The following is a 15927-nucleotide window of genomic DNA, read 5'->3' on the forward strand; positions in this document are numbered from 1 at the left end:
AAGCTATAGAGTTAGAGATAGAGATAGAGAGTTAGAGATAGGTGAATGGACAAAGGTTGCATTTACTTTGTCCATTCACCCAATATAAAAAACATTTGCTTTATATAATAAAATTTGGTACAATACCATATAATTAATATAATTGCTTTGAAGAGAAGTAGTAGGCTATAAGTTGTTTTTAGAGAGCCGTTGCTTGGTGAAAAACGGCAGCAACCATATTCGAACTCGTCTCTGAGCTATTAGAGTGAAGTTTATTAGCTCTAATCGGATAAATCCGTTAAAGTTATTAAGTGGACAGTAAGTTAGTTTTTGCTGTCAATTAGAGTGGTACCGCGAACCTTTCGTCTCTATATGAGTTGAAAGGTTTTTTTATTTTTGTAGAGTTTTTAATAGAATACACACTCACGGTTTCGGCCATGAATAATTCTAAAGCTCATTCCAGCAAAAAATCCTACAGCTTGCAAACTCGCTTCGCTTAAATAGTGCAAGCTGCTTAACAGATTTTTTACTTACATTCGCTAAGAATTATAGTCATGTCCTGCAAATGTTCGTTTAGTATTCTATTAAAAACTCAAAAATATTATTATGTGTGTTGAGGAGTGAGAGATATGAAAGAGTATAATCCAAAGTTAGTTGAGAAAAAGTGGCATGATATTTGGGATGAGAAAGGAACATTTTATGCTTCTGAGGACAAATCAAAGCCAAAATTCTATGCACTAATAGAATTCCCTTATCCATCAGGACAAGGGCTTCACGTAGGTCATCCTAGACCATATACAGCCCTAGATGTAGTAGCAAGAAAAAGAAGGATGCAAGGATATAATGTTTTATATCCAATGGGTTGGGATGCTTTTGGGTTGCCTACTGAAAATTATGCAATACAAAATAAAATTCATCCTACCATTGTAACAAAGAAAAATGTTGCTAGGTTTAAGGAGCAGCTAAAATCCTTAGGTCTATCCTTTGATTGGTCCAGAGAAATAAATACAACTGATCCTGAATATTTCAAATGGACACAATGGATATTCCTTAAATTATTTGAAAAAGGACTAGCATATAAGAAAGAAGCTTCCATAAACTGGTGCACAAAATGTAAGGTTGGTCTTGCTAATGAAGAAGTAGTCAATGGTGGATGTGAGCGCTGCGGTGGAGAAGTAGTTAGGAAAACTAAAAATCAATGGATGCTTAAAATAACCGAATATGCAGAAAGACTAATTAAAGACTTAGATTTAGTTGACTATATAGATAGAGTTAAAATACAGCAGAGAAATTGGATAGGCCGCTCAGAAGGTATGGAGGTAGATTTTAATATTACTGGAGGTAGGAAAATTACAGTTTACACTACAAGACCAGATACCTTGTTTGGTGCAACATATATGGTTGTATCACCAGAACACCCACTGATAGACGAACTAAAAGATAAAATTGAAAACTTTAAAGAAATCGAAGAATATAGGGAATATGCTCAAAAGAAATCAGATTTTGAAAGAACTGAACTAGTTAAAGAAAAGACAGGAGTACAAGTTAAAGGAATAAATGCAATAAATCCAGCAAGTAATAAGGAAATGCCTATTTGGATATCAGACTATGTACTTATGTCCTATGGTACTGGAGCTATAATGGCTGTACCAGGACATGATACTAGAGACTGGGAATTTGCTAATAAATTTGGGCTTCCTATACTTGAAGTAGTAGCAGGAGGTAATGTAGAAAAGGAAGCATTTACTGATATTGAGAATGGTATAATAGTTAACTCTGATTTCATTAATGGACTTCCAGTAAAGGAAGCAAAAGAAAAAATAAGTGATTGGCTAGAAGAAAAAGGAATAGGACATAGGCAAACAAACTATAAGTTAAGAGATTGGGTATTCTCAAGACAAAGATATTGGGGAGAGCCTATACCTTTAGTTTATTGTGAAAAATGTGGTTGGGTTCCAGTACCAGAGGATCAACTTCCAGTATTATTGCCAGAAGTAGAAAGCTATGAGCCTACAGATAATGGTGAGTCTCCATTAGCCAATATTAGAGACTGGGTAGAAACTACTTGTCCTAAATGCGGAGGATATGCTGAAAGAGAAACAGATACTATGCCTCAATGGGCAGGTTCATCCTGGTATTTCTTAAGATATACTGACCCTCATAATGATAAAGAACTTGCAAGTAAGGAAAACTTAGACTATTGGATACCAATAGATTGGTATAATGGTGGAATGGAGCATACAACGCTACATCTATTGTACTCAAGATTTTGGCATAAATTCTTATATGACTGTGGTATAGTGCCTTGTCCAGAACCATATCAAAAAAGAACCTCACATGGTATGATACTTGGAGGTAACAATGAAAAGATGTCAAAATCAAGAGGAAATGTTATAAATCCAGATGATGTAGTAAATGAATTTGGCGCAGATACTTTAAGATTATATGAAATGTTTATAGGTGATTTTGAAAAGAGTGTTCCTTGGTCTCAAAATGGGGTTAAAGGCTGTAGAAGATTCTTAGATAGGGTATGGAGACTTCAAGAATTATTAGTTGATGGAGACGAATATTCAAAAGAGCTTGAAACAAGTATTCATAAAACAATTAAAAAAGTAAGTGAAGATTTTGAAACATTGAAATATAATACAGCCATTGCTGCACTTATGAGCCTACTGAATGAATTTAATGGTGCAGGAAGAGTCAATGAAGCAGAGTTTAAAATATTCCTTACACTTCTAAACCCAGTTGCTCCACACATAACAGAAGAGCTATGGGATATAAATGGATTTGGCGGAATGTTAAACGAACAAGCTTGGCCTACTTGGGATGAAGCTAAAACAGTAGAAGATGTAATAGAAATAGCAGTTCAAATCAATGGTAAAGTAAAGGGTACTATATCAATTCCAGCAGATGCAACTCAAGAAGTGGCAAAAGCCAAATTTGCTGGAGATGAAAAACTATATAGTCTAATAGAAGGTAAAAATATAATAAAAGAAATATATGTACCAGGTAGAATATTTAATATAGTTGTGAAGTAGCTAAAATACTAAAACAATATTAAAAGCCCAGCTTGATTCAAGCTGGGCTTTTAATGTTATAGATAACGATAAAAAGGGGGATTTTTAGTTTATATCGATTTTTTTACTGCTATTTGCTTTGACTTCTTTTTTTGGTAGAGAGATTGATAAAATCCCATTTTCAAAATTAGCTTTGATATCTTCAGCTTTTACATTTTCTACATAGAAGCTTCTTGATTGAGAACCATATCTACGTTCCCTTCTAATGTAGTTTTCTTTAGTCTCTTCAACTTGTTCATTTCTTTCTACGGATATAGTAAGCATATCGTCTTTAAGCTCTACTGTTATTTCATCTTTATTTGCTCCTGGTAGTTCAGCTTCTAAGATATATTTATTCTCTTGCTCTTTTATGTCAACCTTCATTTGACCATAATTTTGTGCTGCTGGGAAGAAATCTGTATTAAAGAAGCTGTCTATAAAGTTATTGAAGCTATCAAAACTAAAGAAGTCACTTGGCCTATTTACCATGCCTCTATTCTTTCTGTTATATGGAACTAAATTAAACATATAAAAGACCTCCTTTAGATTATTTGACTTTGACTTTCTTTGACCTTGTATTTATATTATATGATATTTTATATGATATTCAAGTTTGATTTAGAGGCAAATATAATATAAATAAGGCAATAAATAGGAATATTTACTTATAACTCAATAATACTTGGAATTACTTGGTTTTTTGTAAATTTTCTTAATAAGAGAAACAGCGGGTATATGTTATTTTTTAAAAATAGTATATTGCCCATAAAAATAGCTCCTCCTTATGATAAACAGTTTTCTGTCTACCACAAGGGGAGCATATCAACATTTGGGTGCATTTTAGTAACAGAGTGGTTAAGCTATGAATCTACCTTGTCTTGTTTTGCCTTTCGCAATGACGTTTTTCTGTAAACTCAGCCATCAAACTATACACTACGGGGATGATAACCAAAGTTAATATAGTAGATACCATAAGTCCACTCATCAGTGAAACTGCCATTGGTGTAAACATAGGACTACCTGAAAGTACTAAGGGAACTAGACCAATTACAGTTGTTGTAGTAGTTAATATAATAGGTCTAAATCTTTTATCTACTGCATCTATACAAGCTTCATTTGCGCCATGACCACTATTTCTAGCATCGTTTATATATTCAATTAAGAGTATGGCGTTATTTACTACTACTCCAAATAGGCTTACTATTCCTAAAAAGGCCATAAAGGACAATGGCTGTCTAAACACAGATAGACCAACTATTGAACCTATTAGAGATAGAGGGAGAGTGATAAGTATAACAATAGGTTTTGTAAATGATTTAAATTGAAACATTAGTATTATGTAAATTGCTAGCACAGCAAATACAGCTGAAAAACCTACATTACTGAACTTATCTATTATCTGTTCTCTTTCACCATCAAAAGTAATAATTACGTCTTCGGTATTTATATTTTCTAGCTTATCTTTTTCAATGATGTTTTGTATATCTACTGAACTATATCCATCTCTTACATCACTATATACAGTAACAGCAACATCTTTATTGTATGAGGTTATAGTATCTGTTTGTGCTCCCAGTTTAATTTCAGCTATTTGTTTTAGAAGAACCTTATTTCCTGCTATAGATGATTTAATAGCAAGGTTTTCTAATTGACTTTTAGCATCAATATCACTTTTTACTATTACTGAATACTCATTGCCAGCTTTTCTAAAGGTAGTTGCCTTAGCTCCCATCAGTGCTATGTTGACCTGCCTTTGGACATCTATTTTTGTAATTCCGTGATGCATAGCAATATCAGGATTTATATCTACAACATATTCATAGCTTTTTCTAGGAGCATCATCTCTTATATTTATAGTACCAGGTATATTTCTGATTTCAGTCTGAAGGTCTTCTGCTGCTTTTATGACTCTATCGAGGCTTTCCCCAGATACCCTTATCCTAACAGGTGCTCCTATTGGCTCTGCATATTCTAATAGCTTAACTGTGGCAGTACCTCCCACAATACTATGCTCTAAGGTTTCTTGTAGATAATTCGCAAACTTCTCATTAGTTTTAAAACGACCTCCTTTTTTCAAATCTAGCTTTAATAGTATTTGAGCTTGATCTGTAGATGGGATAGTTGGAGTCACTGTTAGATAAAACTTAGGTAAACCTCCACCAATTGAAGTAGTATAGTCAATTATTTCTTTTTGTTGAATTAATATTTCTTCTATATTTTCAGTTAATTTTTCTGTTTCTCCTATATTACCAACTGTTTCAGATTGAATATCTATATAGATAACATTTTTATCAATATAGGGAAAAAATTGAAGACCTATTTGATAAGTTAAAAATGCTGTTAAAAATAAGACAACAAAAGATATTGAAATGATAGTTTTTTTCTTTTTTAATCCCCATAATAGCATCTTATTAAAAAGAGGATATAGGCTTTCAAGGAAAAAGGCTTTTTTCTTTGAAGGCTTAAAGAAAATATAAGCTAGTGTAGGTGTTATTATCATAGCTACTAAAAATGAAGCACTAAGAGATATTATTACTACCATAGGAAGACTGTATACAAACTCACCAACCATACCAGGAAGTAAGAGTAAGGGAATAAAAGCAGCTACAGTAGTTAATGTGGAAGTAAATATGGGTATCATAGATTTACGGGTACCTTCAACAACTGCATATAATTTATCATGGCCTTCATCAATTAAATATTGAATAGCATCACTGACTACTATTGCATTATCTACCAGCATACCAAGAGCGATTATTAAGGCAGCAGTAGAAATTTGATGAACCTTAATTTTCATTAGATTCATAGCTATAAATGCTAAGATAATTGAAAAAGGTATGGCTGTTGACACTACTAAAGCATTTCTGAGTCCCATTCCTATAAAAACTACAATAAGGACAAATATTACTCCTTGTATTAAACTGCTCATAAAGCTAGAAACTGCTTTACTTACATCCTCAGGCTGAAATAAAACTTCGTCAAATATAATATCTTCTGGAACACTTTCCTTTAATTCATTTAATGTCTTTCTAACCTCTTTACCTATTAATACTATGTTTTTATCATCATCAAAATATCCTGTTAATAGTACTGCATTTTTACCATTTTTTTTATACTTTAGAGTACCTTCTTCTAGCTCAAGTGAAACTTTCCCAATATCCTTTATACGAACTTCAGCCCCCGTTTCTCTCGAAATGCCAATTATAGTGTTTTCAATGTCACTAATCGAGTTAAAGGAGCCAGGGATTTTAACATTTATTTTCGAGCTTTCAGTTTTTATACTACCTGAAGGTATCTCCATGTTTTGTATGTTTAATAGCTGTACAACTTCGTCTAAAGAGATATCTAATTGATTTATTTTAGCTACGTCAATTGTAAAAACAATTTCCTTTTCTAGTTTTCCATTTACCTCAAATCTAGAAACTCCATTTATTTTAGTTAATTCATTTTTTATGTTTTCTGCATAGGCTGCCAGTTGTTCATAGCTGTAGTTTTCACCAGAGAAACTAATAATGATTCCAGATGTATCTGCTAACTGAGTGTTTACTTTAATATCTGTGACTTCTTCAGGAAGTTCAGATTTAGCTTCATTCATTTTATTTATTAATTCAGTCCAAGATTTATTTACATCAGCATCATTAACTAAATAGACAACTAAAATCGAAAGGCTATTTTTAGAATATGAAACAACCTTATCAAAACCTTCAATTTGTTCTATCTTATCTTCTAACTTTGTGGTAACTAGTTTTTGGACATCTTCTGGTGAGGCGCCAGGATATATGGCTGTCACTAATGCAACAGAAGGGGCTACATCTGGATTATCTTGTTTTGGAACTATGTAATAGCTATATATACCAACAACAGTAAGTATTAAGGCTAAAAATAATGTAATCCTTCTGTTTTTTACTGAAAAATGAGTAACACCTTTCATTATCTCACCCCTCTTTAGTCTTCTACAATGACTTTATATCCTTCTTTTACGTTTTTCATGCCCTTAACTATAAGCTTTTCTCCAGGCTTTAGTTCTTCTGTAAGCACCTTGTCTTCATAGATGCTTTTTATCTTAATATCCTTTCTAACTACATGTTCATCTTCAACTATGTAAACATAGTCATTTGCATCACTCATTACATTTACTATTGGAATCCATATACCTTTTTCTTCACCTATTTGAAAATCTACATTAACAATAGAGCCTAATAAAAAATCTTTATTAGACATTTTGTCTTCTATTGTTAATTCAACTTTATAAGTCAATGTTTCCATATCAACTGCTCTATTTATGTTAGAAACATGAGCCTGCATATTTATATCATCTATTGTTATATATGCTTTAGTGCCAATATCTATTTTTTTCACATCTTGTTGCGATAAACCAACGCTAATAATTTGTTCATCTGTACGAAGAACTATTGCAGGATAGCCCTGGGGTATTAGCTCACCTTCTTTATATAATATATCGACTATATATCCGTCCGCATCTGATATCAAAGAAGCATCATCTAGCAAGCTAAGCTGTGCCTCATATGCAGTTTTAGCTTGTTCATATTGAGAGAATGCTGCTTTCTTATCTTCCTCAGAGACACCGCTTTTTACTTGGTTTAAACCTTCATTTGCAAGCTTTAAAGAGCTTTCTGAATTATCTAGCTGTAATTTTACTTCATCAAGTTTTTGTTTCGAAACGCTTCCTGCCTCATAAAGTTCTAGTATTTTATTATAAGAGTCTAATGCGAAGTTATATCCGTCTTGAGCCTGTTTTACTGTCAATTCTGCTTGTTTTTTTTGTTCAGGAGTTGCACCCTTTAGTGACTTATCATACACTGCTTTAGCAGCATCCATTTGATATTTTGCTACATCTACGGCTTTATTTAAATCAGCAGTATCTAGTTCAATAAGTAAATCACCTTTTTTTACATATTGACCTGCTTCAACATGGACGCTTTTAATTTTTGCACTACTTTTAAAGCTATATTTTTTTAAATCCTTTGACTGTAGAGTACCTATGTAATTTAGTAGTATTGGAAAGGTTTTTGTTTCTAATTTTTCAACAACTACTGGCCTAATATTTTCTTCTAGGTTATTATTTTTATTTTCACTAGAACAACCTATTGAAAAAACAAGAGAAAGTATTATTATAAAGCATAAAACTTTTTTCACTTTATCCCCTCCATATAAGCTTTAATCAGATTTATCTTAGTTTATATAATAATAGTATTATCATATTGATATTATGTCAAATGGTATTTAAAAAGATTTATTGCTAACATACACGCATATAAGATAGTTATAATTACTGTATGATTTTTGGCAAAGTGAGCATACTATTAATAAAAGAAATCATTAATTATTTTAATACACTATAGTTACCCAAAAGTTATCTAAACTTATGTAAAAATTTTATTATATTTAGTATTTATACTGGCAAATATTACATTTATATTACAAATTGGAAAAATAGTTGTATTTTTCAACTTTATTTTATATACTAAATTATGTTAATAAATATTTCAGAAGGAGGTCGTGTCATGAGCATCAGAATAAATATTTTACTAATAAAAAAGAATATGACAATTTTATGCACGACCCAAGCAACTCAGATACTGATGTAGTTTTTTAACATTAATCCAGGAAAAAATAGCCATAGGGTGTGCATATTATCCTATGGTTTTTTTGTGTCTATAAGGTATTTTGATGCTTTTCTGCATTTTACACTACCCTTGTATTCTATAAGCCATAGGAAATATTAATCCTGTGGCTTTTTTTATGACCTAACCCGATTTTCTGAACGCTTCTATCAGAAAATCGATGGTAGGTCAAACGCACCGAGCACCAAATTTATGTGAGCGATAGCGAACAAATAAATTTGTGTTGCGAGACTGCGGAAAATGACCTAACCCGATTTTCTGAATGCTTCTATCAGAAAATCGATGGTAGGTCAAACGCACCGAGCACCAACCTTATTATAAGTTTATGATCGGTGTGTCCGTTAGGACCAAATTTATGGAGGGTAGTCGAACAAATAAATTTGTGTTGCGAGACTGCGATAAAGAAGGAGGAATTATTATGACAAAGCTATTAAAAAGAAAAATGGAATGGAATTTTATTCTCGAATCGGGTTGACAAATTCATTTACAAAAACATCAAAGGGACGGTGAATAATTAATGGACAGTTTAAAATTATTAATGAAATCAATGAAAGGTAATAAGTTATTATATATTGGTGCAATATTAAGCGTAGCATTGGCTACAGCTTTTACATTGGCAGGACCTTTAGTTATTAGCTTTACTATTGACTCAGTAATAGGGAACAAACCAATGGACGTACCAATTTGGATAAAAAATATAATAAATTCAATAGGTGGTAAAAACACATTAGTTCAAAATCTTTGGATATGTAGCTTAGCACTCATTATTCTAACTATAGGAAGAGGACTATTTACTTACTTAAGAGGTAAATGGTCTGCAGTAGCTTCTGAGTCCATAGCTAAAAATATCAGGGAGGAAGTATACGATCACTTACAGTATTTATCCTATGAATACCATGTAAAGGCTGAAACAGGCGATTTAATACAAAGATGTACTTCGGATATTGAAACTATAAGGAGATTCCTTGCAGTTCAGTTTGTTGAAATAGGTTATGCCATATTTATGGTTACATTTGTATTAAGTATATTACTTTCTTTAAATGTTAAGCTTACTTTAATTGCAATGATAGTAGTTCCTATTATTTTCGTTGCAGCAATAGTTTTCTTTATAAAAATGAGGGACGCATTCCAAAAATCAGATGAGGCTGAAGGTAGACTTTCAAATGTTCTTCAGGAAAATCTTACTGGAATAAGAGTTGTTAGAGCTTTTGCTCGTCAACAATATGAAATAGATAAATTTGATGAAAAGAATACTGAGTATAGAGGTTTAACTTATAGACTGATTAAATTACTTGCTTGGTATTGGGCATTATCAGATTTGGTATGCCTATTACAAATTGGAGCAGTGCTAGTATTTGGTGCATATTGGGCTGCTACAGGAGAATTATCTTTAGGTACATTAGTAGTATTCACTACTTATGAAGGAATGCTGCTATGGCCAATAAGACAAATGGGTAGAATTCTAGCAGATTTCGGGAAAATGATAGTTTCCTTGAAGAGAATTGCAGAAATATTAGATGAACCTTTGGAAATTACTGATGAGAATCAACTAAAGCCTGAAATAAAAGGAGATATAGAGTTCAAGGATGTCTGTTTTGAATATGAAAAAGATAGACCTATTCTAAAGAATGTATCCTTTAAAGTAAAGCAAGGGCAAACAGTGGCTATATTAGGACCTACAGGCTCTGGTAAATCTACTTTAATTCATCTTCTAGGAAGGCTTTATGATTATCAGAGTGGTTCTATTAAGATTGACGGCATAGAGCTTAAGGAAATAGATAAAAAATGGATTAGGAAAAATGTAGGCATAATTCTACAAGAGCCTTTTTTATATTCAAAGAATATCAAAGATAATATTAGAATTGCATGGAAGGATGCTCCTGACTCTCAGGTTTTTGAAGCAGCACAAATGGCTTCCATTCATGATGTAATATTAGATTTTGAAAAAGGCTATGACACATTAGTAGGAGAACGTGGAGTTACTCTTTCGGGAGGACAAAAGCAAAGAGTAGCCATAGCTAGAACTATAATAAATGACTATCCAGTTCTTGTATTTGATGATTCCCTTAGTGCAGTAGACACTGAAACTGATGCAAACATAAGAAAGGCTTTAAAAACAAGGAAGGAAAATACGACAACATTTATAATTTCCCATAGAATTTCAACACTATCAGAGGCAGATATTATACTCGTGTTAGATGGTGGAGAGCTAGTGCAATCAGGTACTCATGAAGAGCTAGTTGCACAACAAGGATTATACAGACGTATTTGGGAAATCCAGAATTCCTTGGAGGAAGAGCTTTTAATAGGGACTAAAACAGTTTAGACATAGAGGTTTCGACGAAAAAGGTGGTGTAATAAATGAGTTCTTTTCAAGAACAAGATTATAATAGTAAATTTGACTTAAAACTGTGGAAAAAAATTTTTTCTTATGCAAAGCCATTAAAAAAGCAATTAATAATATTATGTTTTTTAATGGTGAGCTTAGCAGTTACAGATGCAATTTTTCCACTAATGACAAGATTTATAGTTGATAATTATGTAGTAGAAAACAATCTTAAAGGAATTACAATTTTTAATGATATATATATTGATGGAATTATAATTTTTGGAATAGCTTATTTTCTTCTAATTGTGATTCAGGTATTTACAATAGGATTTTTCATAGCTATAGCTGGGAAAGTGGAAACCGGACTTGTTTATATTATTAGAAGAAAGGGCTTTAAACACTTACAAGAGTTATCATTCTCATACTACGATACTACTCCTGTAGGATGGATAATGGCTCGTATGACATCAGATGTGCAGAGACTAGGAGATACTATTGCATGGGGTATTGTTGACATGGTTTGGGGATTTGTTCTAATGATCGTTATGACCATTGTAATGTTTTCTCTAAACTGGAAGCTCGCATTACTTGTGCTATTAGTGATGCCAATACTAGCAGTAGTAAGTATGTATTTCCAAAATAAAATTTTAAAAGCACATAGACAAACTAGAAAAATAAATTCACGTATTACTGGTGCTTTCAACGAAGGAATAATGGGTGCTAGAACTACAAAAACTCTAGTTAGAGAAGAAGAAAATCTAAATGAGTTTATTGAATTGACTACAAACATGAAGGCCAACTCTATACGAGCAGCAGTGTTTTCATCATTATTTCAGCCAGTAGTATTGATTCTTTCTTCAATAGGAACTGGTTTAGCAATTTGGTATGGTGGAGAGAGCGTGTTCTTAGAAGCTATTAGTTATGGTACATTAGTAGCCTTCATATCATATACAGTACAGTTCTTTGAGCCTGTCAGAGAGGTAGCACGTGTTTTTGCAGAATTGCAATCAGCACAGGCTTCTGCTGAAAGGGTTATGTCTATGATAGATACTGAGCTTGAAATAAAGGATAATGAAGATGTAATAAAAGAATATGGAAGTTCATTAAATCCAAATAAAGACAAATGGCCAGAAATAAAAGGAGATATAATATTTAATGATGTCACATTTGCTTATAACACAGGCGAAAAGGTGTTAGAAAACTTTAATTTGCATATAAAAGCAGGAGAAACTATAGCTTTAGTAGGAGAAACTGGTTCAGGTAAAAGCACAATAGTTAATTTAGCTTGTAGATTTTATGAACCTACAAAGGGTCAAATATTAATAGATGGTATTGATTATAAAAAGATGCCATTACTTTGGCTACACTCTAATTTAGGCTATGTGTTGCAAGGACCTCACTTATTTAGTGGAACTATAAAGGATAATATAAGATATGGTAATCTAGATGCTAGTGAGTTAGATATAATAAGGGCAGCAAAGCTAGTAAATGCTCACGACTTTATCAAAAAGCTAGAAAAAGGCTATGACACTGAAGTTGGAGAAGGTGGAGGTAAGCTATCTACAGGTGAGAAGCAGCTAATTTCATTTGCTAGAGCAGTACTTGCTAATCCAAGGATATTTGTATTAGACGAAGCTACCTCATCAATCGATACAGAAGCAGAGCAAAAAATACAAGATGCTATACACAAGGTATTAAAAGGAAGAACTAGCTTTATTATAGCCCACAGACTTTCTACAATACGCACAGCAGATAGAATTCTTGTAATAAAGGATGGAAAGATATTAGAAGAAGGAAATCATCATAAGCTATTACAGAAAAAGGGATACTACTATAGACTATATACTAATCAGTTCATAGAAGAGCAGAACGCTAAAATTCTTAAAGGCTAAAATATAATTGAGTAACCCTTATTTGAAACCGTGCAGTATATTTCTATTGCGTCAACTAAATAGCATAAAACAGCCTCACTTTAGGTAGAATATTATTTAGGGTATATTGAACTAAATATATTTACCAAGGAGGCTGTATTTTTATGAGAATGTTCTTTGTGACTTTAAAAGAAAAAAGAGCAATCCTAAATTCCTTTAATAATATTGTAGAAGTGAAAGATGATAATAATGAATATTCCTATTATTTATCAGAAAATAACACACATAAGCTTGTAGCAAAAGGGTTTAATGAAGGAGGAGAAGGGTATATTTATAATAATGGTAGAAGTAAAAGCAATAATTCTTCTGATGGATGGGTTGATGTAAAGGATTTTACTGCCAATAGCATCAGAGACTTACTTCAAGACACAATAAATTCAACCTTTCATTAATCTAACCTAAAAATTAAAGAAGTTCATTCTAATGAATTTGAAAATGAATATTGTAAATTTTAAATAAGATAGCTAAATAAATAGCTATCTTATATTTTTGTTTGTTTTCAGATATAATTTAATATAGAATGTATTAAATTAATAAAGACATAACTAGCAAAATATATATTGCTAAATTATATAGGTAATAAATAAGGAGGAAAAAAATGAAGATTTTAATTAAGAATACTTCAGTTCTTACTATGGGAGAAGAAGTTGAACTCATGGGCAATGCCAGCATAACCATAGAAAACGGAATAATCAAAAGCGTAGGGTTAGCTCCAGCTGATTTTGAGGCAGACAAAATTATAGATGGTGCAAACAAACTAGCTATGCCAGGTTTAGTAAATTCACATACTCACATAGCTATGTCTCTTTTTAGAAACTATGCAGATGACTTACCATTCTGGCCATGGCTAACCGAAAGAATAATGCCTCTTGAAGAAAAACTAATACCAGAGCATGTTTATTGGGGTTCTTTGTTAAGTATAGTAGAGATGATTAAGTCAGGTGTAACTTCATTTGCAGACATGTACTTCTTTATGGATGAGGTAGCTAAAGCGGTAGAAGAAACGGGCATAAGAGCAAGCTTGTCAATAGGTATGTCTGAAAGTGGAGATCAAGATAAGAAGATAAAAAATGCTAAGGCATACTTCGATAACTGGCATGGGAAAGCTGATGGAAGAATAACAGTGATGGCAGGTCCTCATGCACCTTATTCCTGTGGGCCTTCATTTTTAAGCAAAGTAATAGATATGGCATCAGAAAAAAGAATGGGAATACATATACATTTGTCAGAAAGTAAAAAAGAAATAGAAGATAGCTATAGCTTACGAGGGAAGTCTCCTATAAAGCATGTTAATGACTTAGGTCTTTTTGAACTACCCACATTAGCTGCACATTGTGTGCATTTGTCAGACGAGGACATAGAAATATTAGCTGAAAAGAAAGTGAGTGTAGCAAATAACCCTGGTAGTAATCTTAAACTAGGAAATGGATTTGCAAGGGTAGAAGATATGCTTAAAAAAGGAGTAAATGTAGCACTTGGAACGGACGGTTCGGCAAGCAATAACAACTTAAACATGTTCGAAGAAATCAATTTAGCTGCTCTAGTAAATAAGGCTCTAAAAGGAGATACTACTTCAATACCAGCTACAACTGCTGTTGAAATGGCTACTTTCAACGGTGCAAAGGCCTTAGGTATAGACAAAGAAGTAGGCACAATAGAAGTAGGGAAAAAAGCAGATATAATTATTATTGACTTAAATAAACCACATTTTTATCCAAGATACAATTTAGTTGCATCATTGGCGTATTCAGCCCAAGCATCAGATGTAGAGACAGTTATAGTTGATGGGAAAGTACTAATGGAAAACTATGAGCTTAAGACAGTTGACTTAGAAAAAGTTATTTTTAATGCAGAAAGATGTGCAAAGAGCTTAATAAAATAATTTTCTTAGTTGTTTAGATAAGGAGAGGAATTACACATGAAAGAAGTAAAAATAATAAAAGCAATAAAAGCAATTGAATTTAAAAATGATATTCTTTACCTAATAGACCAAAGAAAGATTCCAATTACATACGAAATATTTGAGTGTAAAACATATAAAGAAGTAGAATTTGCTATTAAGGATATGATTGTTAGGGGAGCACCTGCCATAGGAGCAACTGCAGCATATGGAGTAGTATTGGCAGCAAAAGAATTTTTAAATGACAATAAAGAAAGCTTTATCGAAAAGACAGAAGAAGCATTAGAAGTATTAAATAATTCAAGACCGACAGCTGTTAATCTAATGTGGGCTATAAAGAGAATGAGAAATCTTATAGAAGAAAATAAAGAATTATCAGTAAATGAAATATACGAAAAAATTAAAATTGAAGCGGATAACATTTTTAATGAAGACATAGAAACTAACAAGAAAATGGGCAAACATGGGAATCAGGTTATTCCCGAAAAAGCTACTATTCTTACTCATTGCAATACTGGTGCATTGGCTACAGCAGGCTTTGGAACAGCTTTAGGAGTAGTCAGAGAGGCATTTTACGGTGGAAAGGATATATTTGTTTATGCAGATGAGACAAGACCAAGACTTCAAGGGGGAAGACTAACTGCATGGGAATTAAAGCAAGAGGGAATTCCATCAAAGCTTATTGCAGATAACGTTGCTGCTACTTTAATAAGGGATGGGAAGATAGACGTAATACTTGTGGGAGCAGATAGAATAGCTTTAAATGGAGATACAGCAAACAAAATAGGAACATTTATGTTATCAGTAGTTGCAAAAGCTTATAATGTACCATTTTATGTGGTTGCCCCAACTACTACTATAGATTTTGATATAGAAACGGGAGAAGAGATAGAGATTGAGGAAAGAGGCAGTGAAGAAGTGACTCATATAGAAAATATTAGAATAGCACCTGAGGGAATGGAAGTGTTTAATCCTGCATTTGATGTGACTCCAAGTGAAAATATTACAGGTATTATAACGGAAAAAGGAATAGTAAGAGCACCATATAAAGAAAACATATTGAAGCTTAAGTAGGGAGAGGAATTTT

At 32.6% G+C, this 15927-nt stretch carries 9 protein-coding genes and 1 other annotated feature; of the genes, 6 read left to right on the forward strand and 3 right to left on the reverse strand.

The window, feature by feature from the left end; genetic code table 11:
* Positions 1-138: 138 nt before the first annotated feature.
* Positions 139-352, forward strand: a binding site (T-box leader).
* Positions 353-608: 256 nt separating this feature from the next.
* The gene (leuS, locus tag ABV008_RS04585; protein ID WP_352418640.1) at positions 609-3017 is read left to right on the forward strand and encodes a leucine--tRNA ligase; all 2409 of its coding nucleotides are present in this window, start codon (positions 609-611) and stop codon (positions 3015-3017) included.
* Positions 3018-3101: 84 nt separating this feature from the next.
* On the opposite strand, the gene ABV008_RS04590 is transcribed toward leuS, so the two are convergent.
* The 3 genes from ABV008_RS04590 to ABV008_RS04600 all read right to left on the reverse strand — a co-directional run bounded on the left by ABV008_RS04590 (position 3102) and on the right by ABV008_RS04600 (position 8192).
* Entirely contained in the window at positions 3102-3563 is a 462-nt protein-coding gene (locus ABV008_RS04590) for an Hsp20/alpha crystallin family protein (protein ID WP_352418641.1), read from the reverse strand.
* A gap of 340 nt (positions 3564-3903) precedes the next feature.
* Positions 3904-6966 (reverse strand): efflux RND transporter permease subunit, encoded by a 3063-nt coding sequence (locus ABV008_RS04595; RefSeq protein WP_352418642.1) that lies wholly within the window; start codon positions 6964-6966, stop codon positions 3904-3906.
* A gap of 14 nt (positions 6967-6980) precedes the next feature.
* Positions 6981-8192: an efflux RND transporter periplasmic adaptor subunit gene (locus ABV008_RS04600; RefSeq protein ID WP_352418643.1), complete on the reverse strand. Its 1212-nt coding sequence runs from the start codon at positions 8190-8192 to the stop codon at positions 6981-6983.
* A 1026-nt stretch (positions 8193-9218) separates the two neighbouring features.
* Here ABV008_RS04600 and ABV008_RS04605 point away from each other — a divergent pair.
* The 5 genes from ABV008_RS04605 (at position 9219) to mtnA (ending at position 15914) form a co-directional block, all read left to right on the forward strand.
* Positions 9219-11006 carry an ABC transporter ATP-binding protein gene (locus ABV008_RS04605; RefSeq protein ID WP_352418644.1) on the forward strand — a complete coding sequence of 596 codons (1788 nt, stop codon included), beginning with the start codon at positions 9219-9221 and terminating at the stop codon, positions 11004-11006.
* Positions 11007-11041: 35 nt separating this feature from the next.
* On the forward strand, positions 11042-12901 hold the full coding sequence (locus ABV008_RS04610) for an ABC transporter ATP-binding protein (RefSeq protein WP_352418645.1): 1860 nt from the start codon (positions 11042-11044) through the stop codon (positions 12899-12901).
* Between the two features lie 143 nt (positions 12902-13044).
* A complete protein-coding gene (locus ABV008_RS04615; protein ID WP_352418646.1) occupies positions 13045-13332 on the forward strand; it encodes a hypothetical protein in 288 nt (95 codons plus the stop codon).
* A 206-nt stretch (positions 13333-13538) separates the two neighbouring features.
* Entirely contained in the window at positions 13539-14822 is a 1284-nt protein-coding gene (locus tag ABV008_RS04620) for an amidohydrolase (RefSeq protein ID WP_352418647.1), read from the forward strand.
* Positions 14823-14858: 36 nt separating this feature from the next.
* Positions 14859-15914, forward strand: coding sequence for an S-methyl-5-thioribose-1-phosphate isomerase (gene mtnA, locus ABV008_RS04625; protein ID WP_352418648.1), 1056 nt, complete (start codon positions 14859-14861; stop codon positions 15912-15914).
* The last annotated feature ends 13 nt before the right edge of the window (positions 15915-15927 follow it).

The organism is Proteiniborus sp. (assembly GCF_040308045.1).
Classification (GTDB): Bacteria; Bacillota; Clostridia; order Tissierellales; family Proteiniboraceae; genus Proteiniborus.